Source organism: Synechococcus sp. N32 (assembly GCF_900473895.1).
In the GTDB taxonomy this organism is placed as follows: Bacteria; Cyanobacteriota; Cyanobacteriia; order PCC-6307; family Cyanobiaceae; genus Parasynechococcus.
Map to the genome: position 1 here is coordinate 1 of NZ_UCND01000003.1, position 20960 is coordinate 20960.

Genomic DNA, 20960 nt, shown 5'->3' on the forward strand with positions numbered 1-20960 from the left:
AAGACTTTCGCCTCAAGCGCTTCAGCCTGCACAGCAGCCTCTCGGCTCCCGCGCAAGACAAAACCATAACACCACGGACCTCGCTGTCGCAATGGGCAAGCCCCCTGAAGATCTGAAGGGTTGCTTCCACTGGCGAAACCCATTGCCAGAACTACGTTTCAGTTGGAGGTCACCGCGATGCCAACGCGTTTCACCGAACAAAGCCAGCGTTTCCGCCCCAACTCAAACGAAGAGCAGGTGCTGCAAAAAGCACGGGAACACTTCGAAACCACGCTGATTGGCGTCCAGGGGGAACTCGCCGGCAGCGTTGCCGCGATGGAACATCGCCGCGCTGACGACGCCCTCAACTACGGCGAGATCTTTCTGCGGGACAACGTTCCCGTGATGATCTACCTGATGCTGGAAGGCCGCTTCGCCATCGTGAAGCAGTTTTTGAGCGTCAGCCTTCAGCTCCAAAGCACCAACGTTCAAACCCGCGGTGTCTTCCCCACCAGCTTTGTGGAGGAAGAAGGAGAACTGGTTGCCGACTATGGCCAGCGCTCGATCGGTCGCATCACCTCAGTGGATGCAAGCCTCTGGTGGCCGATTCTCTGCTGGATCTACGTCAAACGCAGTGGGGACATCGACTTCGGTCGCAGTCCGGAAGTGCAACGCGGTTTGCAACTGCTGCTCGATCTGGTTCTTCACCCCAGCTTCGAAGGCACACCGGTGCTGTTCGTTCCCGACTGCGCGTTCATGATTGATCGCCCCATGGACGTGTGGGGCGCTCCACTGGAAGTGGAGGTGCTGCTCTTCGCAGCGCTGCGCAGCTGCGTTGGGCTGATGGAACTCTGCCAACGCCACGAGAACAGCGTTCTTCTGGGGGAACGATTGCGGCTGAGCCGGCAATGGACCCATGACCTGCGGCAGTTCCTGCTGAAGCACTACTGGGTGACCAGCAAAACGATGCAAGTGCTTCGGCGACGGCCCACGGAGCAGTACGGCGAAAACCAGCACCACAACGAATTCAACGTTCAACCCCAGGTCATCCCCGACTGGTTGCAGGACTGGCTCGAAAACCGTGGCGGTTACATGATCGGCAACATGCGGACCGGACGACCGGATTTCCGCTTCTACTCCTTAGGAAATTCCCTGGCATCACTGTTTGGGTTGCTGACCGCGCCACAGCAACGGGCTCTGTTCCGACTGGTGCTGCACAACCGTGACCACCTCATGGCCCAGATGCCGATGCGCATCTGTCATCCCCCCATGGAGGGCGTGGAATGGGAGAACAAAACGGGCTCCGACCCCAAGAACTGGCCCTGGAGCTATCACAACGGTGGCCACTGGCCGAGCCTGCTCTGGTTTTTTGGAGCGTCCATCCTTCTGCACGAACGGCTGAATCCCCAGGCCGATGTGTTGCTGATGGGGCAAATGAAAACGCTGTTGGACGAGTGCTACTGGAGCCATCTCAACCAACTGCCCCGTCAACAGTGGGCTGAATATTTCGATGGCCCCACCGGAACCTGGGTTGGACAGCAATCACGCACGTATCAGACCTGGACCATCGTTGGTTTTCTGCTGATGCACCACTTTCTCCACGTCAACCCCGACGACGTGCTGATGCTCAACCTCGACGAATCGATGGGTCACTGACGAACCAGCGCAGCCATGGCACAAAAAAACCCCGGCTCGTCGAGCCGGGGTCCATGAAATGCACTCAAGCGAGTGATCAGAACAGTCCGAGGGTGAGGGACTTGTCGATCGGAAGTGCTGCACCAATACCGAGGTAGATGGTGACAAGGGTTCCGGTCAGGAAGACGGTCATCGCCACGGGACGACGGAAAGGGTTCTGGAACTTGTTGAAGCTCTCGATGAAGGGAACAAGCATCAGGCCCAGGGGAACCAGGGTTTGCAGAGCAATACCCAGAAGCTTGTTGGGAACAACCCGCAGAATCTGGAACACGGGGTAGAGGTACCACTCAGGAAGAATTTCCAGAGGGGTGGCGAAAGGATCAGCCTTGTCAGCGAGCATGGCTGGATCCAGGACGGCCAGACCGACCACACAGGCGATCGTGCCGAGGATCACCACAGGAAAGATGTAGAGGAGATCGTTGGGCCAGGCAGGCTCGCCGTAATAGTTGTGACCCATGCCCTTGGCGAGCTTGGCCCGCATCTTGGGGTCAGAGAGATCAGGCTTCTTGAGAATGTGCATCGTTTAGTCCAGGTGTTGAAAGAACAGTAGGAACGCAGATCACAAGGGACCAGAAATGCCCTGCTTCCGAATCATCAGGAAGTGCATGAGCATGAACACCGCCAGCAGCCAGGGCATGACGAAGGTGTGAAGGCTGTAGAAGCGAGTGAGCGTGGCCTGGCCAACGCTTTCGCCACCGCGAAGCAGTTCCACCATGAAATCGCCAACAACAGGGATGGCAGCAGGGACGCCGGAAACGATCTTCACAGCCCAGTAACCAACCTGGTCCCAGGGCAGGGAGTAACCGGTCACACCGAAGGACACGGTGATGACAGCCATGGTCACGCCGGTGACCCAAGTGAGCTCACGGGGACGCTTGAAGCCGCCGGTGAGGTACACGCGGAACACGTGGAGGATGAGCATCAACACCATCATTGATGCGCTCCAGCGGTGCACCGAGCGGATCAGCCAACCGAAGCTGACGTCGGTCATCAGGTATTCGACCGACTTGTAAGCCTCAGCAACGGTGGGCTTGTAATAAAAGGTCATCGCGAACCCAGTCGCGAACTGGATCAGGAAGCACACCAACGTGATGCCCCCCAGGCAATAAAAGATGTTGACGTGGGGGGGCACGTACTTGGAACCAATGTCGTCAGCAATGTCCTGGATTTCCAGACGTTCCTGGAACCAGTCGTAAACCGGTGATGAGTTCGCCATGCACAAGCGGGCTCGAGTTGCGAAAGTCTACTGAGCACGCTTCTGCCACTGAGGCGAACCCACCGCGATGTATCCAACTGTTAACGATCTTTCAGACTGGCTGCGGCGCAAAGGTTTTCAGGCGCTGAGGCAACTGATCGCAGCGTCTCTTTGCTGCTTTTTGGTGCTGGGCAGCGCCTGCACAGCCGTTGCACTTAGCGACACACAACAGCTCGTGGTGGACAGCTGGCGGCTTGTGAACCAGGGCTTTTGGAACCCAGAGCAACTTGATGCGGTGCGTTGGAAGCGTCAACGGCAGAAGGCCATGGAACGCAGCATCGAGAGCAGCAACGATGCCTATGCAGCCATCGAGTCGATGCTGGCTCAGCTGGGCGACCCCTACACGCGGCTGCTTCGTCCAGAGGACTACACGGCACTGAAGAACAGCACCAACGGAAGTCTCAGCGGTGTGGGCTTGCAACTCGGGCCGGATGAAAGCAGCAATGGCGTTGTGGTGATTTCTGCCCTCGAGGGTTCACCTGCCGGCGAGGCGGAGATCACCAGTGGAACGCAATTGCTGTCTGTTGACGGCCGGGACGTAATGGATCTGGGTCTGGAGGGAACCGTGGCAGCGCTGCGCGGAGACGTGGGTTCGCAGGTGGTGCTGATGCTGGACAACGGCAGCGGTGAAACAAACGAGCTGACCCTGGAACGCCGCAGCGTGGACCTCAGGCCAGTGCGCACAAGACGCTTGCGCACCGGCAGTCACACCCTTGGCTATCTGCGGATCACCCAGTTCAGCGAAGGAGTTCCCGAACAGGTGAAAGAAGCCCTTACAGAACTGCAGAACAAAGAGATCGAAGGATTGGTGCTCGACCTCCGCAACAACTCAGGCGGATTGGTGAGCGCTGGATTGGCGGTCGCCGACGACTTCCTTTCCGGTGGCGCCATCGTTGAAACCCGCAATCGCGAGGGCATCAATGACACCATCCAGGCCAGTCTCCAGACGGTGTACGACGGACCGATGGTCACCCTCGTGAACGGGGGGACGGCCAGTGCGAGTGAAATCCTGGCTGGCGCCCTTCAGGACAACGAACGCGCCACCCTTCTCGGAGGACAGACATTCGGCAAAGGGCTGATTCAAACGCTGACCAACCTCAGTGATGGCAGCGGCCTCGCCGTGACCGTTGCTGGCTACGTGACACCGAGTGGACGGGACATCCAAGGGGAAGGCATCGCTCCCGATCGTGGATTGTCAGATCCGGAACCCCTGAACCCCGGCGGTGACGGTGATCGCTGGCTCTCGGAAGCTGAGCAATGGATGGAGGCCCTGCTGGAACTACCCGCTGACGAGACCGAGGCATGAGTCAGCGGACCTATCACGACCCTCTGCATCGCGGCATTGGTCTTGACCGCCAAGCCCCAGCCGAGGGAATGGTGATGGACCTGGTGGACACGGCGCCATTCCAGCGCCTGCGACGCATCCGCCAGCTGGGTCCGGCCTACCTCACCTTTCACAGCGCTGAATCCAGCCGATTCACCCACTCGCTGGGGGTCTTTCATCTGGCACGCCGTGCGTTTGAGCGGATGCTGCCGTTGGCACCCGAGTTGGAGACGTATCGGGGGCTGCTCTACGGAGCTGCTTTGCTCCATGACATTGGCCATGGCCCCCTCAGCCACACCGGCGAAGAGATGTTTGGCCTGCACCATGAAGCGTGGTCAGCGCGGGTGATCCGGCATCACCCAGAGATCCATGACTGTCTGGAGAGCCATGCATCCGGCACGGCTGAGGAGGTGGCGAACCTGCTGGAGCATGGACGCAGCCCTCACCCCCTGATCAAACACCTGGTCAGCAGTCAGCTGGATTGCGACCGACTGGATTACCTCCTGCGCGACAGCTACAGCACCGGAACGCGCTACGGGCAACTGGATCTCGACCGCATCCTGGGAGCACTGACCCTGGCCCCTGACGGGGACATGGCCATTCATCCCAAGGGTCTGATGGCTGTGGAGCACTACCTGGTGGTGAGAAACCTCATGTACAGGAGCGTCTACAACCACCGGTTGAATGTGGTGTGCAACTGGCTGCTGGAAAAACTGATCCTGACGGCACGACAACTGGGGCCTGACCAGGTGTGGGCTGATGAGGTGATGGCCACCTGGCTCTGGCAACCAGACCAGATCCACTTGGAGGACTTCCTCGCTAACGATGACCAACGCACCGGCTACCACCTCCAGCGTTGGCAAGCCGAAGCGCCAGCAGCCCTGGCTGAACTGAGTGGGCGTTTCCTGGATCGACGCCTGCTCAAAGCAACGGCCGTTGAACATCTTTCCCCGGCGGATCAACTGCAATTGCTAGCAACAGCCAGGCGCCTGGCCGATCGTCATGGCCACGACCCTGAACTCTGCTGCGGATTGCGTCATCAACAGCTGCGCGGGTACCACCCCTATCGAGGCGGCTTGCGCCTCTGGGACGGGCAACAACTCCAAGCCCTGGAGAAAGCCTCTCCCCTGGTCGCAAGTCTGGCGACCCCGGCGGCAACCTCCTGGTTGATTCACCCCCGCGACATCAGCAACGAACTCAGGCAGGAGATGGACGTTGAATGGCCCCGAGCAGCAGCAGCGTGAAGCAGCCATGACCTTGAGGCTTCCCGACCAGCGCCTTGATCACTGGAGGGATCGTTTGCCGGATCTGCTGAGCAGGTGTTCCCAGCCGATTGTTGATCTCGATTGCGGGGACTGGGTCCTGACCTGCAGCGACCTCGCTAATTTGTGCGCCGCCGTGAGCGAGGCAGGCCATCAACTCGGACGCATCACCGGCCAGGCAGCCGAGACCGTTGTGAGTGCTTCAGCCTTGGGACTGGACGCAAGCCGGTCCAACACGCCGTCCAGCCGTGAACTCCAGCCCAATCCTGTGGCGAAAGCCCCTTCCGAGCTGTTGTTTCACCACGGAACCCTGCGCTCCGGTGACCATCTCCAAAGCGAACGCACCATCCTTCTCTATGGCGATGTGAATCCCGGAGCACGGATCAGTTCAGCCGCTGATGTTTTGGTGTGGGGTCGCCTGCGGGGCGTGGCCCATGCCGGATGTGAGGGGTCAACAACCGCGAAAATCGTTGCCCTGCAGCTGCGGCCACTGCAACTGAGGATTGCTGAAGTTGTCGCCCGAGGCCCCGAAGATCTGCCCCAGGCGGGTTTGGCCGAACAGGCCGAGCTCAAGGATGGCGTGATCGCCATTGAACCTGCCGTCATCCAGAGCTTTCAAAAACGCTGACGTCGTTGTCAGGCCCAAAAGCCAGATTATTCTGGCCGCACCAAAGCAGAACCCTGGTGTCGACGACCCGAACCATCCTCATCTGTTCTGGCAAGGGCGGTGTCGGAAAAACAACGACCACGGCCAACCTTGGGATCGCCCTTGCCCGCCAAGGCGCCAAGACCGTGGTTCTGGACGCGGACTTCGGTCTGAGGAACCTCGATCTGCTCCTGGGCCTGGAGAACCGCATCGTCTACACCGCTCAGGAGGTGCTGGCCGAGACCTGCCGGCTGGAGCAAGCCCTGGTGAAGCACAAGCAGGAGCCCAATCTGGCCCTGCTCCCTGCGGGCAACCCTCGGATGCTCGAGTGGCTCAAGCCCAAGGACATGCAGGCCATCGTTGCTCTGCTGGAACGCCAGTTCGATTACGTGTTGATCGACTGCCCGGCAGGCATCGAAGACGGATTCAAAAATGCCGCAGCCGCAGCCCGAGAAGCAGTGGTGATCACCACCCCGGAAGTGGCCGCCGTGCGGGACGCTGATCGGGTGATCGGGCTTCTGAACACCCAGGGCGTTCAGCCGGTGCAGCTCGTGCTCAACAGGGTGCGGCCGAAGATGATGTCGAACCAGGAAATGCTTTCGGTGGACGACGTCACCGACATCCTGGCGTTACCTCTTCTGGGGCTTGTTTTTGAAGACGAACAGGTGATCGTGAGCACCAACCGCGGTGAACCCTTGACCCTGAGTGATTCCTCGTCCCCAGCGGCCCAGGCCTACGGCAACATCGCTCAACGGCTTCAGGGTGAAGACATTCCTCTGATGGACCCCTCCCAGGCCCGCCGCGGCCTCCGCGCCAGGATGCGCAAGCTGATGCAAACCCGGATTTTCTGAGGCGATGACACTCAAGGAATTCATCGACAAACTCCTGCGCCGTCAGCCCGCCAGTGCAGAAACAGCCAAAGAGCGGCTGCAGTTGGTGCTGGCCCACGACCGCAGTGACCTCAATCCGGAGCTGCTCGAACAAATGCGGCGCGAGATCCTCGAAGTGGTGGCCCGCTACGTGGAGATCGACCTCGCTGAAGGTGATGTAAGCCTCGAGACAGAAGATCGCGTCACCGCCCTGGTGGCCAACCTGCCGATCCGTCGCCCGATCGCCCAACCCGCAAAGGTGGAACCCTCTGAGCAGCAACCTGCTCAAGCTTGAAACCTCGAATCCCAAACCTCCTCACCCCCGCTGAACAGCGGGTGGTGCTGTTGTTGCTCGAAGGCCTCAGCAACCGAGCCATTGCCCAGCGGTTGGTGATCAGTCATCGCACCGTTGAATGCCACATCAGCAGGGCACTCCGGAAAAGCGGATGTCGCAATCGACTCGAGCTGGTGCTTTGGCTGATCAGCGATCAAGGCCCCGCCTTGAATCGCCTGGCAGCCGGTACGATGCAGCCCATGCCGGCTTAGCTCAGCGGTAGAGCAGCGCTTTTGTAAAGCGAAGGCCATCGGTTCAAATCCGTTAGCCGGCTTGATCTGGATCAGGGCGACGTACTGCGGTCTGACTTGCCCGCCAGCAGCCAGATGAAGAACACCCCCAACAACCAGGGGAGAAGATTCAGTTGAAGCGTCCAGGTGAAGACCGCTTCAAGGGGTTCGAGCACCCAATGAAGCAAGGCCATCACCAGCAGGCAGAGCCCAACAAGCGAGATCACTCGAGCACCTCAACCCCTGCTGGAATCACAGCACCCCGGCGCACCAGGCGCCAGCGTCCTTCCTCCACCCAGACCAACACCGTGCTGGCCTGGCCCGAGGGTTGAGGCCAGGGCTGCGGTCCCAGCTGCGCGACATCAGGGAAAACCAGAGCCGCCTCTGCTGCGGTCATGCTGGCGGGTTCACCGGAGCGATTGGCACTGGAGGTGGCCAACGGCCCGCTGATCTGAAGCAGCGCGCGGGTCTGCTCACAGGCCGGAATGCGGCAGCCCAGCGTTGTTCCACCTGGGTTGAGATACCGGCCCGCACCACCATCACGGGCAGGCAACACCAGCGTGAGCGCTCCAGGCCAATAGCGCTCAGCCAAAGCTTCAAGCTCCCGATGGCAGGGCCCCTCAACCTCTTGGAGCAAGTCATTGACGGATGCACCCATCAAAATGAGGGGCTTATCGGCTGGTCGGCATTTCAAGCGCCAGAGGGTCTGGGCTTGATCGGGAAGCACCGCCAGGCCCGGCAGCGTGTCGGTGGGAATGATGGCGGCTTCACCGGCACGAAGCCGCAGCACCAGGTCGGAGGCGGCCAGAACCGGAGCAGGCATGAATCCTTCCTTCATCGCAGGCGTTGCATCAGCTTGATGCGGCAGGTTTGCAAGCAAGCGCAAAGCGGAGGGTCCCCTCAAGATCAGCGGCCGCTCTGACCTCCACCAAGCCGGCATCCCGCAGCAGCTGCGTCACCTGAGCGCTTTGGTCATGGTGGTGTTCGAGCAGAAGCCAACCTCCGGGCGACAGCCCCATTAGGGCGCCATCCACCACGCTGCGGATCGCATCCAAGCCATCTGCTCCCCCAAGCAACGCCAAGTGAGGTTCGTGGTCACGCACCACAGCCTCAAGACCGTCAACCACAGCACTGGGGATGTATGGAGGATTGCTGACCACCAAATCCAGGCTTCCCCACCAGCTCTTGAGGGGAGACCACCACGACCCGAGGTGCAGCGAACAGTTGTGATGCGGGGCGCAACGCTCAAGATTGCATTCTGCCAACTGCAAGGCATCGGAACTGAGGTCAACGCCATGCCCTGGTGCCATGGGCCAGGCACGGGCCAGAGCCACAGCGATGGCTCCTGAACCAGTGCCGAGGTCAGCCCAACGAGCGGGAGGGGTGGCTTTGAACTGGCTCATGGCCAGATCCACCAGCAGTTCCGTTTCCTGACGGGGAATCAAGGCGGCAGGCGACGACTCAAGCAGCACATCCCGCCAGGGACAGAGCCCAACTAGGTGCTGGAGGGGAACATTCCCATGCAGGTGACGCTCCCACAGCTCAGAGAGCACCTCAAGGGACTGCTCCAGGGCGACGGTGCGCGTGGGGTCCAGCAACAGCCGTTGCAGGCTGGCCCAACGAAGACCAGCGGCCAGATCAAGCAACCAATCCAGATCAGCCGCGGTGCCACCCCGGGCTAGTTGTTGGCGCCGCCACTGCAACACATCAGTGCCGGCAACGGTTGTGCAGTCTCTCAAGGCCGAGGCTTGCGCCAATGCAATCCAGATTCACACAGCAGTTCGCGCCGACATTCAAGGGCCAAAAGCTGGGGGGCCAGCTCAGCGGGGGAGCACTGCAAACGAAGCACCAGCTGATCAAAGGTCGCCCCTGAGCCAATGGCCTCCATCAACCGCCGATACTTGCCGCATGACTCCTCTGACTTCAACGGGCCCTCGCCAATGGAAGCGAGCAGATCCTCAGGGTGAATCAAGGCAGTTGCACCATCGCGAAGCAGGGCATTGCTGCCCCGACAGGACCAACGGCGGGCATCCCCCGGAACCACCCAAACGGGGCACTGCATCAGACTCGCCCAGCGGGCCGAAATCAGTGCTCCGCTGCGTTGCGGACACTCCACCACCACGAGCGCCTGGGCAAAGGCCACCAACCAACGGTTCCGCGCCACGAAGTGCCCTGGGCGCACACGGCAGCCGGACCGACTCGGACTGATCAACAGCCCTTGCCTGCCGACCTGCTGTTGCAACGATCTGTGGTGGGCTGGATAGACACGGTCCAAGGGTGTCCCCAACACCGCGATGGGTGCACCGTTTCTGGCCAAACAGCCGCGATGGGCTGCAGCATCAATCCCTTCCGCAAGACCACTAAGGACGGGCCAACCCGCCTCAGCCAGAGCACGGCCCAGTTCTTCAGCCATGGCAAGACCATGGTCCGAGGCGGAACGCGTGCCCACCACCGCGATGGCCGTGCGGGCATGGATGTGCCGGAGCAGCGATCGATCCCCTTCGACGTAGAGCCCGGAAGGGGGTGAGTGCAGATCATCCAAGCAACGAGGCCAATCAGGATCACCCGGCAAAAGGACACAAGCAGGCACGTCAAGCTTCGGAGCAGCCCCGTGCTCGAACCTGTAACGCTCAACGTCGCGCAAACAGTGCGCCGGCCAAGCCAGCACCTGGCCCAAGCGTTCGATCGGCCACCCCCAGAGCTGATCAGGGCCGATGGCTTGGTCGCGGCAAAGCCTGCGCAGATCAGCCATGCGGGCGTTGCCTAAGCCAGGGCAACAGGTCCAGAGCCACCACCACCCCCGCACCAGCCCCGAGCAAGTACACTTGTACTAGCACGGCAGTGGTGGCTCAGGGCTCGATTCAGAGCGCTTGGCGCACCAGCTGATCCATCACCTCCTGCAGCTGCTCCGGCACGCGCCTCAGCACGCGCCCCTCACGCATCATCACCAGATTCACCGACGCCTCCGCAACCACCGCATTTCCGCAGACAAAGCGAGAGATCCATGGCCAGCGCACCCCCTGCTGACCAGGGCATCGGCTTTCAACACACACTTCGTCGCCGTGCCGAAGTGGCTGGCGGTAATCCAGGTGAAGGGACACCACCGGCATATCGACACCCATCGCGGTCATGGCGGCATAGCCAAGACCCGCAACCTGGAGAGCCTCAACCCTGGCCTCCTCAAGCCACTGCACATAGGCCCCGTGCCACATCACACCGGCGTAATCGGTGTGCTGCGGGAGCACACGCTTGGTCAGGGTGTACATGATCCGCGTAACGCTGTGACATCAGCTTCTCTCCACGGAGGCAACCACCCATAGGCTTCCGCAGAGGCTGCTTCATCTCCCTGTGTTCAGGAACCTTCTGATTGCCGACTCGGGCAAGGGTCACGTCGAGGAAATGATCCGGATGCTCCAGGACATCCCCAGCCTGAAGGCCGCAAAAATCAATTTGCTGCATGTGGTGTCGGAGCAAAGCAAGTCGCAATCCGACGGCCATCGCGACGAAGCAGAAAACCTCTTGAACAGCGCAATCACGCGCATGGGCCTGAGCCCATCAAGCGTGAGCACCTTGATTCGCGAGGGCGACACCAAGCAGACGGTGCTCAAGGTTGCCGATGAGGTTGAGGCCGACCTGATCGTGATGGGATCCCGCGGCCTTGGACGGCTTCAATCGATCCTGGCCAACAGCACCAGCCAATACGTCTTTCAACTTTCCACGCGGCCGATGCTGCTGGTGCGGGATGACCTCTACGTCAAGCATGTCAACCGCGTGATGGTGACGATCGACGGAACAGGCGTAGGGGACGACGCTCTACGCACGGCCTGCGAACTGGTGCATGAAATCCCCGGCGGAACCCTCACCGGTGTTCATGTCGTACGCCAGGAGTCAGCACCCTCCCGGGGAGGCCGCACAAAAGCAGACGAGGTTCTTGACGCCGCTGTTCAGCGGGCCAGGGGTTTCGGCGTCGACATGAAAGCCATCCACACCGAAGGGAAGGACATCGGTCGCAGCGTTTGCCTGGCTGCATCGGAATGCAACGCCGACCTGGTGGTCATCGCCTCTCAGGACCGACGCCCTCTTGTCGCCAGAGGACTGGTGGATTTGGACAAACTTCTGGGCGGATCAGTCAGCGATTACATCCGAGTGCACGCACCAGCCCCTGTGCTGCTGGTGCGTGAGCCTGAACAGGGCTGAATCAGGCCTCGTTGTTCTGCGTGCCGATGTAGAGCACGATCAGGAAGATCGCCGGAACCAGGATGAACAGGAGGCTGGCGACGAATCCGAGATCGTTGGTTTCCATGGCCGTTGGAGGGATCCAGGCGAAGGTATCACCGACAAGAGGCCTGGGGAGCGTCTGCCCTAGGCCTCGTCACCGGCGGTAGCAGCCTTGGCATCTCGGCCGTCGCCATCGCCCCCATCCTGCTCCTCCTCATCGAGCTCACTGGCCGGAGGCGCTGGCCATGCCGTGGGACCCGCCGGCAGCGGAGCCTGCCTGGCCGCAGCCAATCTCGAATCGGCATTGGCGAGCCTCACCTGAGGCCGGGTGAGAACCATGACGGACTTCTCCACCAGGGCCTGGCATGCCAGACGCCACTCCTGGGGTCGGCGGCGCAACTTGCTGTCTTCGACGGCAGTGCGTGCCGTCAGCGCATCGGCGTTGTCTTCGTCCACCACGGAAACGAAGCAGGTGATGCACTGACCACACCCTCCGCAATTGCCCAGCTGCCCCTTCAGGCCGTAGAGCTCGATCCCCTCGCGACGGGCCACCTCACGCAGATTCTCACCGGGGTAACACTCCACATCACGCCCTTCGCGAACAAACCGGATAACGGGCATGAGCTCACAAGCAACCAACCCCCATCATGGGCTGAAGCATTGCGTTTTGTGAACAGCGGGGTCCTGACTTTCATGTCACTGACCGTTGCGGGCAGGTCACTTTCCCCCCGCCCTATGGACTGAAGCCCTTACGATCGCCCATGTCTGACTGCATAAGCAGTCTTGTCCCCCGAACCTGACCCATGGGATTGCCCTGGTATCGGGTGCACACCGTTGTCATTAACGACCCGGGCCGCCTTCTGGCTGTGCACCTCATGCATACAGCCCTCGTAGCCGGCTGGGCCGGCTCCATGGCTCTCTATGAGCTAGCCATTTTCGATCCGTCTGATCCTGTCCTGAACCCGATGTGGCGTCAGGGCATGTTCGTGATGCCATTCATGTCCCGCCTGGGCGTGACCGGCAGCTGGGGTGGATGGAGCATCACCGGTGAAACGGGTGTTGATCCCGGCTTCTGGAGTTTCGAGGGCGTCGCTGCCGCTCACATCGTTTTCTCCGGCCTGATGATGCTGGCCGCCATCTGGCACTGGACCTACTGGGATCTTGAGATCTGGCAGGACCCCCGCACCGGCGAGCCTGCTCTCGACCTGCCGAAGATCTTCGGCATCCACCTGCTTCTCGCTGGACTCGGCTGCTTCGGCTTCGGTGCTTTCCACCTCACTGGCGTCTTCGGGCCAGGCATGTGGATCTCTGACCCATATGCACTAACAGGTCATCTCGAGGCGGTTCAACCGTCTTGGGGACCCGAAGGTTTCAACCCCTTCAATCCCGGTGGAATCGTTGCCCACCACATTGCTGCTGGCATCGTCGGCATCATTGCCGGCATCTTCCACATCACCACGCGTCCGCCCGAGCGTCTCTACAAAGCGCTTCGGATGGGCAACATCGAAACCGTTCTGGCCAGCGCCATCGCAGCTGTGTTCTTCGCCGCTTTCATCGTGGCTGGAACCATGTGGTACGGCTCTGCTGCGACTCCCGTCGAGCTGTTTGGCCCCACCCGTTACCAGTGGGATCAGAGCTACTTCAAGACTGAGATCAACCGTCGCGTACAAACCGCGATGGACGATGGCGCTACCCAGGAAGAAGCCTTCGAGGCCATCCCTGAGAAGCTCGCCTTCTACGACTACGTCGGCAACAGCCCTGCCAAGGGCGGTCTGTTCCGCGTGGGTCCGATGGTGAACGGTGATGGTCTGGCAACCGCTTGGGTTGGTCACATCGCATTCAGCGACAAAGAAGGTCGGAACCTCGAAGTCCGTCGTCTGCCGAACTTCTTCGAGAACTTCCCTGTCGTTCTGGAAGATGAGCAGGGCATCGTCCGTGCCGACATTCCTTACCGTCGTGCGGAAGCCAAGTTCTCCTTCGAACAACAGGGCGTGACCGCCAAGGTGTTCGGTGGTGCACTGGACGGCCAGACCTTCACTGACCCTGCCGACGTGAAGCGCCTTGCCCGTAAGGCTCAGCTGGGTGAAGCCTTCGACTTCGACCGTGAGACCTACAACTCTGACGGCACGTTCCGCAGCTCCCCGCGCGGCTGGTTCACCTTCGGCCACGCCACCTTCGCACTGCTGTTCTTCTTCGGCCACATCTGGCACGGTGCCCGCACCCTGTACCGCGACGTGTTCGCTGGTATTGATCCCGACCTCGGAGATCAGGTGGAATTTGGCCTCTTCGCCAAGCTCGGTGACAAAACCACCCGTCGCCTGCCCGAGGGCTACGTTCCCCCCGCTGGAACTCCCCTCAACTGATCGCCCTCTAGGAACAACACGATGGAAAGCTTCGCTTACGTCCTCATCCTTACCCTCGCGATTGCCACCCTCTTCTTCGCAATCGCCTTCCGCGATCCGCCGAAAATCGGTAAGTGATTTGATCCCCCAAAACCCCGCCTCGGCGGGGTTTTTTCATGCTTTCCATCGCCCACCGTCGCAAGCCGGTCTCGTCCGCGCGAGCGGATCACAGCAGTCTCACGTCAGCAACAGCCGTCGACGCAATCCTCAAATGAGACTGATGTCCACGAGGCCCTTCTCAAGTCTCAAATCAGTGTCTACAGTTGGTGCAACTAATTGATGCCCTCGGGGATGCAGTGCCCCTCCTGCCAAAACACAGATAGTCGCGTTCTCGAATCCAGGGCAGCGGATGGTGGACGCAGCGTGAGACGACGGCGTGAATGCCTCAACTGTGAATTTCGCTTCACCACCTATGAACGGGTGGAGACCGTTCCGATCACGGTGATCAAACGCAACGGCAACCGGGAAATCTTCAGTCGCAGCAAGTTGCTGCACGGCTTGAATCGAGCTTGCGAGAAAACGGGCCTGGATACCTCTCGACTCGAATCCCTCGTGGAAGAACTCGAACTGAAACTTCAGCAACGCACCGGCAAGGAAGTCAGCAGCACCGAGATCGGTGAATTCGTGCTGAGGGATCTCAAACAAATCAGCGAAGTGGCCTACATCCGGTTCGCATCCGTCTACCGCCAGTTCCGAGGCATTGACGACTTCGTCTCGACCCTGGAAACACTGAACGCCGATCAGGAACAGAACCATCTGGCCACTGTTCGTTGAATCGTTTCGCTGAACCAGTGCACTGAATCGGTTCGTTGAACCCGTGCATGCCATCGCTGCGCAAGAAGAGCTATCGGTCGTATCTGTAAACTCAGAAGTTCTCCGTGAAACGTCGGCGGGCGTTCCATGCGATTTTTTCGAACTACCCACCTGAGGTAGACCGCCAGCCCCCCATGTCTGCGACTCCGACAGAAGATCAGATCCAGGATCAGGTTCAGGACGCGAACGCCACAGAAGCCTCTGCAGAAACCGCCGCCGCCGAACAGGCGTTTGAGGGTGAGGACCTGAGCATTCCTGAAGACGTCCCCACAGCGGATGATCCAACCAGCCGCGCCGCCAGCCGCAGCCTGGACGACGCCGGATTCACCCTGGATGAGTTCGCGGCTCTCCTCAGCAAGTACGACTACAACTTCAAGCCTGGCGACATCGTCAACGGCACGGTCTTCGCCCTGGAATCGAAGGGCGCCATGATCGACATCGGCGCCAAGACGGCTGCCTTCATGCCTCTGCAAGAGGTGTCGATCAACCGGGTCGAGGGTCTGGGCGACGTGCTCCAGCCCGGTGAGATCCGCGAGTTCTTCATCATGAGTGAGGAGAACGAAGATGGTCAGCTGGCGCTGTCGATCCGTCGGATCGAATACCAGCGGGCATGGGAGCGGGTTCGCCAGCTCCAGAAAGAAGACGCCACCATCTACTCCGAAGTGTTTGCCACCAACCGTGGTGGTGCCTTGGTGCGCGTGGAAGGTCTGCGGGGCTTCATCCCCGGATCCCACATCAGCACCCGCAAGCCGAAGGAAGAACTGGTTGCCGACTTCCTGCCTCTGAAGTTCCTCGAGGTGGACGAAGAGCGCAACCGCCTGGTGCTCAGCCACCGCCGCGCCCTGGTGGAGCGGAAGATGAATCGCCTGGAAGTGGGCGAAGTTGTGGTGGGTACCGTCCGCGGCATCAAGCCCTACGGCGCCTTCATCGACATCGGTGGTGTCAGCGGTCTGCTGCACATTTCCGAGATCAGCCACGAGCACATCGAGACCCCCCACTCGGTGCTGAACGTGAATGATCAGATGAAAGTGATGATCATCGATCTGGATGCCGAGCGCGGCCGGATTTCGTTGTCCACGAAGGCTCTCGAGCCCGAACCCGGCGACATGCTGACCGACCCCCAGAAGGTGTTCGAGAAGGCCGAGGAAATGGCTGCTCGCTACAAGCAGATGCTGATGGAGCAGGCCGAAGAGGGCGAAGATCCGATCAGCTCCATGATGATCTGAGCCTGATGGCCCAACTGCTGCTGAAGGGAGATCCCATCGGCAATTTCCAAGGGGTGCTGTTCGATAAGGACGGCACCCTTTCCCATAGCGAGCCGCATCTGCTGGCCTTAGCAGACGCACGCATCAACAAAGCCGTCAAGGTTGCTCAGAAACAAGCCCCTGCGCTGAACCCCTCTGAGTTGAGCCACACCCTGCGCAGAGCGTTTGGTGTTGATCAAGGCATGCTCGATCCCGGCGGAACCCTGGCGGTTGCCTCAAGGCAGGACAACATCGCCTCGACTGCAACGGTGTTCTGCCTGATGGGTTGCTCATGGCCCCAGGCTCTCTCCCTGGCCCACACCTGCTTCGACGCGGTTGACCAGGAGGGCCTGATCGACACAACCCCAAGCCCGTTGATCAACGGGGCCGGGCAACTGTTGCGGAACCTGCACCAGCAGGGCGTCTCCGCTGCTGTGATCAGCAACGACACCCATTCCGGCATTGAAGACTTCCTGGCTCACCATCAGCTCGGCGCAGGCATTGCCGGCATCTGGAGTGCTGATGACCATCCGCGCAAACCCGATCCACAGGCCGTTCTGGAGCTGAGCAACAGGCTTGGCCTGCCACCCCAACGGTGTGCCTTGGTTGGCGATGCGGAGACCGACCTCCAAATGGCCCTCGAAGCCGGTATCGGCGGCGTGATCGGCTTCACCGGTGGCTGGAAGCGTGCTCCGAAACTGCCATCAGCCCAGCATCTGCTCCACAGCTGGGATCACCTCTCCGTAAGCACCAACTCGTAAAGTCGCCCGATCTGGAGCGCCGAATGAGCCGTTACGTCTTTACGTCTGAGTCCGTAACCGAAGGGCATCCCGACAAGATCTGCGACCAGGTGAGCGACGCCGTTCTTGACGCTCTGCTGGCCCAGGATCCCGCCAGCCGTGTGGCTTGCGAGACCGTTGTGAACACCGGCCTCTGCATGATCACCGGTGAGGTGACCTCCAAGGCGCAGGTGGATTTCATCCACCTGGTGCGCAACGTGATCAAGGAGATCGGTTACAGCGGCGCCCGGGCCGGTGGCTTCGATGCCAACAGCTGTGCGGTGCTGGTGGCCCTCGACCAACAGTCCCCCGACATCGCCCAGGGCGTGAATGAGGCCGACGACCACGCCGGTGATCCCCTTGATCTGGTGGGTGCCGGCGACCAGGGAATCATGTTCGGCTACGCCTGCAACGAGACGCCCGAGCTGATGCCGTTGCCGATCAGCCTGGCCCACAGGCTGTCGCGCCGCCTGGCCGAAGTGCGCCACAACGGAACCCTGGGTTACCTGCTTCCCGATGGCAAAACCCAGGTGAGCGTCGTCTACGAAAATGACAAGCCCGTCTCGATAGACACGATCCTGATCTCCACCCAGCACACCGCTGAAGTGGACGGGATCAGTGATGAGCAGGGCATCCGCGAGCGCATCACCGAAGACCTCTGGACCCATGTGGTGGAGCCGGCGACCGCCGATCTGGCCCTCAAGCCCTCCCGCGAGGCCACCAAGTATCTGGTGAACCCCACCGGCAAATTCGTGGTGGGCGGTCCTCAGGGCGATGCCGGCCTCACCGGCCGCAAGATCATCGTGGACACCTACGGCGGCTATGCCCGCCACGGCGGTGGTGCTTTCTCTGGCAAGGACCCCACCAAAGTGGACCGTTCAGCCGCCTACGCCGCGCGCTACGTGGCCAAGTGCCTTGTGGCCGCAGGGCTCGCCGAACGGGCCGAAGTGCAGCTGAGCTACGCCATCGGCGTGGCCAAGCCCGTGTCGATCCTGGTGGAATCCTTCGGCACCAGCGCACTGGCCAACGATGCCCTCACCGCCTTGGTGCAGGAGCACTTCGATCTGCGCCCCGGCGCCATCATCGAGACCTTCGGCCTGCGCAACCTACCCCAGCAACGGGGCGGGCGCTTCTATCAGGACACTGCGGCTTACGGCCATTTCGGGCGCAACGACCTCAACGCCCCCTGGGAAGACGTGACAGCGAAAAGCCAGGAGCTGAAGCAGGTCGCCGCGGCCTGAAGCCATGACGGATTCACCGCTGGTGCTCGGAATCGACCTGGGCACCAGCGGAATCCGCACAGCCGTTGTTGCCGCTAACGGCGCGGTTCTCGACAGCCGATCCCAGGCCTACGGCGGAGACTTCACCAACCCCCACAGCTGGCGCGAAGGCTGTGGAAATCTGATCAGAGCAATCCCAGCCCAGCTGCGATCCCAGCTGCAAGCACTCGCCGTGGATGGCACCTCCGGCACGCTGCTGGCCTGTGATCACGATGGTTCCCCACTGGGGGAAGCACTGGCCTATTCCCAGAGCTGCCCTGCGCTGCAGTCAGCCCTGCAGCCTTTGGTGGATCCCGGTAGTCCAGCCGCCAGCTGCAGCGGCAGCCTGGCCCGGGCCTTGCGGCTCCTCAACTGCCATGGCGAGGCGATCCTGCTGCGGCATCAGGCCGACTGGATCAGCGGATGGCTGCTGAACGATTGGCGCTGGGGAGAAGAAGGCAACAACCTGCGTCTGGGTTGGGATCTGATCACGAACAGCTGGCCAGCCCGTTTTGCCGAACAGTCCTGGCGGCAGGCACTGCCTGAAATCCGTCCCAGCGGTAGCATTCTCGGGACGATCGCACCGGAGCAGGCGAAGGCCTTGGGCCTGGAGAACGATCTGATCGTCGTTGCCGGCACAACGGATTCCAATGCCGCCGTTCTCGCCGCCGATCCCGGTCCCGGAGATGGGATCACCGTGCTGGGAACCACCCTGGTGATGAAGTGCTTCACCGAGACGCCCCTGCACGCCCCGGGCGTCACCAGCCATCGCGTGGGGGGACGCTGGCTCTGTGGAGGCGCCTCCAATGCAGGGGCCGGTGTGCTGCGGCGTTTTTACAGCGACGACCAACTCAGCGAACTGAGCCGCCAGATCAACCCGAACACCGACAGCGGACTCCGCCTGCGGCCGCTTCCCGCCCCGGGGGAACGTTTCCCTGTGGATGATCCAGAGATGCTGCCGGTGCTTGAACCACGGCCGGTGAGCGATGCTCTCTACCTGCATGGACTGCTGGAAGGTCTCGCCGAGATCGAAGCGCAGGGTTGGCAGCGCCTGAACGAGCTGGGTGCTGCTGCACCCAGGCGGATCATCAGCATCGGCGGTGGAGCGCGCAATCCCCAATGGCGACGGCTGCGGGAACGCCGCCTCGGCTGCGCTGTAACGAGTTGCCAAACTCCCCCTGCTGCAGGGGTGGCACGACTGGCCCAACAGGCCCTGGTCGGGTGAGAATTCCGGCATCACGCCCCACCCCTATGCCCAACAAGCTCCGCGATGGTCTGGCCATCGGCCTGTTTGTCGTTCTGGCCGGGTACGTGGGCTTCAGTGGCATTCGCCTCGGCCTTTTGTTGATCGAGCGCTTCGCTTGAGCCGATCACTGCAAAAATTGCACTCACCTGTTTGATCCCAATGCCTGCAGACCCCCTTACTGATGCCGTCAGCACACGGATCTGCAAACACATGAATGACGACCATGCCGAAGCGGTGCTGGCCTACGCCAAGCACTACGGCGGCGTCAGCAACCCCGCTGCAGCACGCATGGTGTCTGTGAAAGCAGAAACCATGGAATTGGAGGTGGATGGCGCCAGCGTCAGCATTGCCTTTGATCACACCCTCACCGACAGCGAAGACGCCCATCGCACCTTGGTGGCGATGCTGCGGGCGATGCCCAAAGAAGGCGCCTGATCTCTTAGCGATTCGGCAAAGCAGTGGAACGCTCATTGCAACGATCGACCCGTTGTGCATCGCGCGCTCCTGAGCTTTGCCCAAGCCCTGCTGATCGAGCCCCGCTGCCCGATCTGTGATGGACCCTGAGACAGCCCGCTGCCTCCGACGGCTCCCTGCACCACGTGCCTCGACGCACTTGCACTCCCTTCACAGGGACTCAAGGGCTTGCTGACCTTTCCGTGGTGCGCTCTCGGGCCTAACGCAGGCCGGCTGCGCCAGCGGCTACTGAAGTTGCGTGAACCACGCAAAGGCAAAGCGCTTGCGGCGTTGGTTCAGCTGCTAACCGACCGCTTCACCCTGCTTGCAACAGCAGTGCAGGTGGCGAATTCCAAGCTGAAAGCGGCAACGATCCTCGCGCAGTGGGTGCAGTGCGCACTTACAGCTGGGTTCCACCTTGTCCGCCTGAGCCAATGACTCGGCGGCGGATGCTCAGGCACAACTCGATTGAGGCTTGGGAGACAGCGCAAGACAGGCTGGAGGTGCTGTCCCCCGCCTGTCCGCTGATGAGTGAGGGAGGCGCGGGCGAGGGAACCCGCCGGCCCTCTCTCCCGAGGCGTTTGCAGTGGTGCCAGCGCCAGATCAATTCTCAGAGAAAACTTGAGGAGATCTGGATAGTGATTAATTCCTAATTAAGCGCATTTGATACTCGGCAAGGGACCCCAGTCAGAGAGAATTAAACCGAAGGCGTGGTGCCTTCAATGCGTCTGTTTGGGGTGGGCTGAGGGGCCTGCCTCTTTTTTTGTCGCCTGAGTCGAGGCCTCGCAGGCGAGTGTTTCGGCATAACGCCATCAAGGCGGTGGACAAGATGCTGAAAACAGGCTGGCGTCGTTGTTCACCATCCTCCAGATAACGCTAGGGCAGGCACCGGATGTTGCTATGACAGATTCAATCAATTTATCGATCGCCCAGTCTTAAAAGTTTTTCTAGC

At 60.9% G+C, this 20960-nt stretch carries 25 protein-coding genes and 1 tRNA gene; 17 read left to right on the forward strand and 9 right to left on the reverse strand.

The genetic code is table 11. The features are described 5' to 3' along the window. Positions 1–177 precede the first annotated feature (177 nt). On the forward strand, positions 178–1635 hold the full coding sequence (locus DXY35_RS00220; protein WP_115080245.1) for a glycoside hydrolase 100 family protein: 1458 nt from the start codon (positions 178–180) through the stop codon (positions 1633–1635). Between the two features lie 76 nt (positions 1636–1711). On the opposite strand, the gene petD is transcribed toward DXY35_RS00220, so the two are convergent. Both petD and petB read right to left on the reverse strand, forming a co-directional pair. Next, positions 1712–2194, reverse strand: a complete 483-nt coding sequence (gene petD / locus DXY35_RS00225; RefSeq protein ID WP_006851144.1) for a cytochrome b6-f complex subunit IV — start codon at positions 2192–2194, stop codon at positions 1712–1714. 39 nt (positions 2195–2233) lie between these two features. After that, entirely contained in the window at positions 2234–2890 is a 657-nt protein-coding gene (petB, locus tag DXY35_RS00230; protein WP_011363493.1) for a cytochrome b6, read from the reverse strand. 67 nt (positions 2891–2957) lie between these two features. Between petB and ctpZ the strand changes: the two genes are divergently transcribed. The 7 genes from ctpZ (at position 2958) to DXY35_RS00265 (ending at position 7638) form a co-directional block, all read left to right on the forward strand. Then, complete coding sequence (gene ctpZ / locus DXY35_RS00235; RefSeq protein ID WP_115080247.1) at positions 2958–4235, forward strand: carboxyl-terminal processing protease CtpZ; 1278 nt, start codon at positions 2958–2960, stop codon at positions 4233–4235. Continuing rightward, complete coding sequence (locus DXY35_RS00240; RefSeq protein WP_115080249.1) at positions 4232–5497, forward strand: HD domain-containing protein; 1266 nt, start codon at positions 4232–4234, stop codon at positions 5495–5497. The genes ctpZ and DXY35_RS00240 overlap by 4 nt, the downstream gene beginning before the upstream one ends. A 7-nt stretch (positions 5498–5504) precedes the next feature. Beyond that, positions 5505–6143, forward strand: coding sequence for a septum site-determining protein MinC (gene minC, locus DXY35_RS00245; RefSeq protein WP_115080468.1), 639 nt, complete (start codon positions 5505–5507; stop codon positions 6141–6143). A 56-nt stretch (positions 6144–6199) separates the two neighbouring features. Further along, positions 6200–7012, forward strand: coding sequence for a septum site-determining protein MinD (gene minD, locus DXY35_RS00250; protein WP_006849989.1), 813 nt, complete (start codon positions 6200–6202; stop codon positions 7010–7012). 4 nt (positions 7013–7016) lie between these two features. Further along, positions 7017–7325, forward strand: coding sequence for a cell division topological specificity factor MinE (minE, locus tag DXY35_RS00255; protein ID WP_006851856.1), 309 nt, complete (start codon positions 7017–7019; stop codon positions 7323–7325). Continuing rightward, complete coding sequence (locus tag DXY35_RS00260; protein ID WP_115080251.1) at positions 7322–7576, forward strand: helix-turn-helix transcriptional regulator; 255 nt, start codon at positions 7322–7324, stop codon at positions 7574–7576. Before minE ends, DXY35_RS00260 begins: the two co-directional genes overlap by 4 nt. Further along, positions 7567–7638: transfer RNA gene (locus DXY35_RS00265), tRNA-Thr, on the forward strand. Before DXY35_RS00260 ends, DXY35_RS00265 begins: the two co-directional genes overlap by 10 nt. A 9-nt stretch (positions 7639–7647) precedes the next feature. Here DXY35_RS00265 and DXY35_RS12515 read toward each other — a convergent pair. From DXY35_RS12515 to DXY35_RS00285, 5 genes are read right to left on the reverse strand one after another with little or no spacing between them, the layout of a single operon-like run. Then, the gene (locus DXY35_RS12515) at positions 7648–7821 is read right to left on the reverse strand and encodes a hypothetical protein (protein WP_170950462.1); all 174 of its coding nucleotides are present in this window, start codon (positions 7819–7821) and stop codon (positions 7648–7650) included. Then, positions 7818–8432: an L-threonylcarbamoyladenylate synthase gene (locus DXY35_RS00270; protein ID WP_244272812.1), complete on the reverse strand. Its 615-nt coding sequence runs from the start codon at positions 8430–8432 to the stop codon at positions 7818–7820. The genes DXY35_RS12515 and DXY35_RS00270 overlap by 4 nt, the downstream gene beginning before the upstream one ends. A gap of 13 nt (positions 8433–8445) precedes the next feature. Continuing rightward, entirely contained in the window at positions 8446–9351 is a 906-nt protein-coding gene (gene prmC, locus DXY35_RS00275) for a peptide chain release factor N(5)-glutamine methyltransferase (RefSeq protein WP_115080252.1), read from the reverse strand. Continuing rightward, positions 9330–10400, reverse strand: a complete 1071-nt coding sequence (locus DXY35_RS00280; protein WP_371681713.1) for a DNA-processing protein DprA — start codon at positions 10398–10400, stop codon at positions 9330–9332. Before DXY35_RS00280 ends, prmC begins: the two co-directional genes overlap by 22 nt. Before the next feature lie 55 nt (positions 10401–10455). Then, the gene (locus DXY35_RS00285; protein WP_115080256.1) at positions 10456–10860 is read right to left on the reverse strand and encodes a thioesterase family protein; all 405 of its coding nucleotides are present in this window, start codon (positions 10858–10860) and stop codon (positions 10456–10458) included. Positions 10861–10942: 82 nt separating this feature from the next. Here DXY35_RS00285 and DXY35_RS00290 point away from each other — a divergent pair, with 82 nt between their 5' ends. Beyond that, positions 10943–11791, forward strand: coding sequence for a universal stress protein (locus DXY35_RS00290; RefSeq protein WP_115080258.1), 849 nt, complete (start codon positions 10943–10945; stop codon positions 11789–11791). A gap of 1 nt (position 11792) precedes the next feature. On the opposite strand, the gene psbM is transcribed toward DXY35_RS00290, so the two are convergent. Together psbM and DXY35_RS00300 are read right to left on the reverse strand one after the other, a co-directional pair. Continuing rightward, entirely contained in the window at positions 11793–11897 is a 105-nt protein-coding gene (gene psbM, locus DXY35_RS00295) for a photosystem II reaction center protein PsbM (protein ID WP_025362091.1), read from the reverse strand. Positions 11898–11956: 59 nt separating this feature from the next. Beyond that, complete coding sequence (locus DXY35_RS00300) at positions 11957–12433, reverse strand: 2Fe-2S iron-sulfur cluster-binding protein (protein ID WP_115080260.1); 477 nt, start codon at positions 12431–12433, stop codon at positions 11957–11959. A 182-nt stretch (positions 12434–12615) separates the two neighbouring features. Between DXY35_RS00300 and psbB the strand changes: the two genes are divergently transcribed. The 8 genes from psbB (at position 12616) to DXY35_RS00340 (ending at position 19990) form a co-directional block, all read left to right on the forward strand. After that, a complete protein-coding gene (gene psbB, locus DXY35_RS00305; RefSeq protein ID WP_114987403.1) occupies positions 12616–14175 on the forward strand; it encodes a photosystem II chlorophyll-binding protein CP47 in 1560 nt (519 codons plus the stop codon). A gap of 21 nt (positions 14176–14196) precedes the next feature. Continuing rightward, the gene (locus DXY35_RS00310; RefSeq protein ID WP_011128841.1) at positions 14197–14292 is read left to right on the forward strand and encodes a photosystem II reaction center protein T; all 96 of its coding nucleotides are present in this window, start codon (positions 14197–14199) and stop codon (positions 14290–14292) included. Between the two features lie 213 nt (positions 14293–14505). Continuing rightward, positions 14506–14988, forward strand: a complete 483-nt coding sequence (nrdR, locus tag DXY35_RS00315) for a transcriptional regulator NrdR (protein WP_115010537.1) — start codon at positions 14506–14508, stop codon at positions 14986–14988. A gap of 173 nt (positions 14989–15161) precedes the next feature. Then, positions 15162–16253, forward strand: coding sequence for a 30S ribosomal protein S1 (locus tag DXY35_RS00320; protein ID WP_115080262.1), 1092 nt, complete (start codon positions 15162–15164; stop codon positions 16251–16253). Positions 16254–16258: 5 nt separating this feature from the next. Beyond that, positions 16259–17032 (forward strand): HAD family hydrolase, encoded by a 774-nt coding sequence (locus tag DXY35_RS00325; protein WP_115080264.1) that lies wholly within the window; start codon positions 16259–16261, stop codon positions 17030–17032. A 23-nt stretch (positions 17033–17055) separates the two neighbouring features. Continuing rightward, a complete protein-coding gene (gene metK, locus DXY35_RS00330; protein ID WP_114987395.1) occupies positions 17056–18291 on the forward strand; it encodes a methionine adenosyltransferase in 1236 nt (411 codons plus the stop codon). Positions 18292–18295: 4 nt separating this feature from the next. Then, the gene (locus DXY35_RS00335; RefSeq protein WP_115080265.1) at positions 18296–19534 is read left to right on the forward strand and encodes an FGGY-family carbohydrate kinase; all 1239 of its coding nucleotides are present in this window, start codon (positions 18296–18298) and stop codon (positions 19532–19534) included. 180 nt (positions 19535–19714) lie between these two features. Further along, positions 19715–19990, forward strand: coding sequence for a DUF2470 domain-containing protein (locus tag DXY35_RS00340; protein WP_011363472.1), 276 nt, complete (start codon positions 19715–19717; stop codon positions 19988–19990). Positions 19991–20960: the final 970 nt, after the last annotated feature.

Excerpts from the sequence above, each read along its gene's own strand:
- petD (WP_006851144.1), bottom strand. The coding sequence starts at position 2,194 with ATGCACATTCTCAAGAAGCCTGATCTCTCTGACCCCAAGATGCGGGCC.
- DXY35_RS00300 (WP_115080260.1), bottom strand. The coding sequence starts at position 12,433 with ATGCCCGTTATCCGGTTTGTTCGCGAAGGGCGTGATGTGGAGTGTTAC.
- DXY35_RS00270 (WP_244272812.1), bottom strand. The coding sequence starts at position 8,432 with ATGAAGGAAGGATTCATGCCTGCTCCGGTTCTGGCCGCCTCCGACCTG.
- minC (WP_115080468.1), top strand. The coding sequence starts at position 5,505 with ATGACCTTGAGGCTTCCCGACCAGCGCCTTGATCACTGGAGGGATCGT.
- DXY35_RS00325 (WP_115080264.1), top strand. The coding sequence starts at position 16,259 with ATGGCCCAACTGCTGCTGAAGGGAGATCCCATCGGCAATTTCCAAGGG.
- DXY35_RS00240 (WP_115080249.1), top strand. The coding sequence starts at position 4,232 with ATGAGTCAGCGGACCTATCACGACCCTCTGCATCGCGGCATTGGTCTT.
- DXY35_RS00220 (WP_115080245.1), top strand. The coding sequence starts at position 178 with ATGCCAACGCGTTTCACCGAACAAAGCCAGCGTTTCCGCCCCAACTCA.
- ctpZ (WP_115080247.1), top strand. The coding sequence starts at position 2,958 with ATGTATCCAACTGTTAACGATCTTTCAGACTGGCTGCGGCGCAAAGGT.
- petB (WP_011363493.1), bottom strand. The coding sequence starts at position 2,890 with ATGGCGAACTCATCACCGGTTTACGACTGGTTCCAGGAACGTCTGGAA.
- minE (WP_006851856.1), top strand. The coding sequence starts at position 7,017 with ATGACACTCAAGGAATTCATCGACAAACTCCTGCGCCGTCAGCCCGCC.
- psbM (WP_025362091.1), bottom strand. The coding sequence starts at position 11,897 with ATGGAAACCAACGATCTCGGATTCGTCGCCAGCCTCCTGTTCATCCTG.
- DXY35_RS00285 (WP_115080256.1), bottom strand. The coding sequence starts at position 10,860 with ATGTACACCCTGACCAAGCGTGTGCTCCCGCAGCACACCGATTACGCC.
- psbB (WP_114987403.1), top strand. The coding sequence starts at position 12,616 with ATGGGATTGCCCTGGTATCGGGTGCACACCGTTGTCATTAACGACCCG.
- DXY35_RS00320 (WP_115080262.1), top strand. The coding sequence starts at position 15,162 with ATGTCTGCGACTCCGACAGAAGATCAGATCCAGGATCAGGTTCAGGAC.
- nrdR (WP_115010537.1), top strand. The coding sequence starts at position 14,506 with ATGCAGTGCCCCTCCTGCCAAAACACAGATAGTCGCGTTCTCGAATCC.
- metK (WP_114987395.1), top strand. The coding sequence starts at position 17,056 with ATGAGCCGTTACGTCTTTACGTCTGAGTCCGTAACCGAAGGGCATCCC.
- DXY35_RS00310 (WP_011128841.1), top strand. The coding sequence starts at position 14,197 with ATGGAAAGCTTCGCTTACGTCCTCATCCTTACCCTCGCGATTGCCACC.
- DXY35_RS00340 (WP_011363472.1), top strand. The coding sequence starts at position 19,715 with ATGCCTGCAGACCCCCTTACTGATGCCGTCAGCACACGGATCTGCAAA.
- DXY35_RS00335 (WP_115080265.1), top strand. The coding sequence starts at position 18,296 with ATGACGGATTCACCGCTGGTGCTCGGAATCGACCTGGGCACCAGCGGA.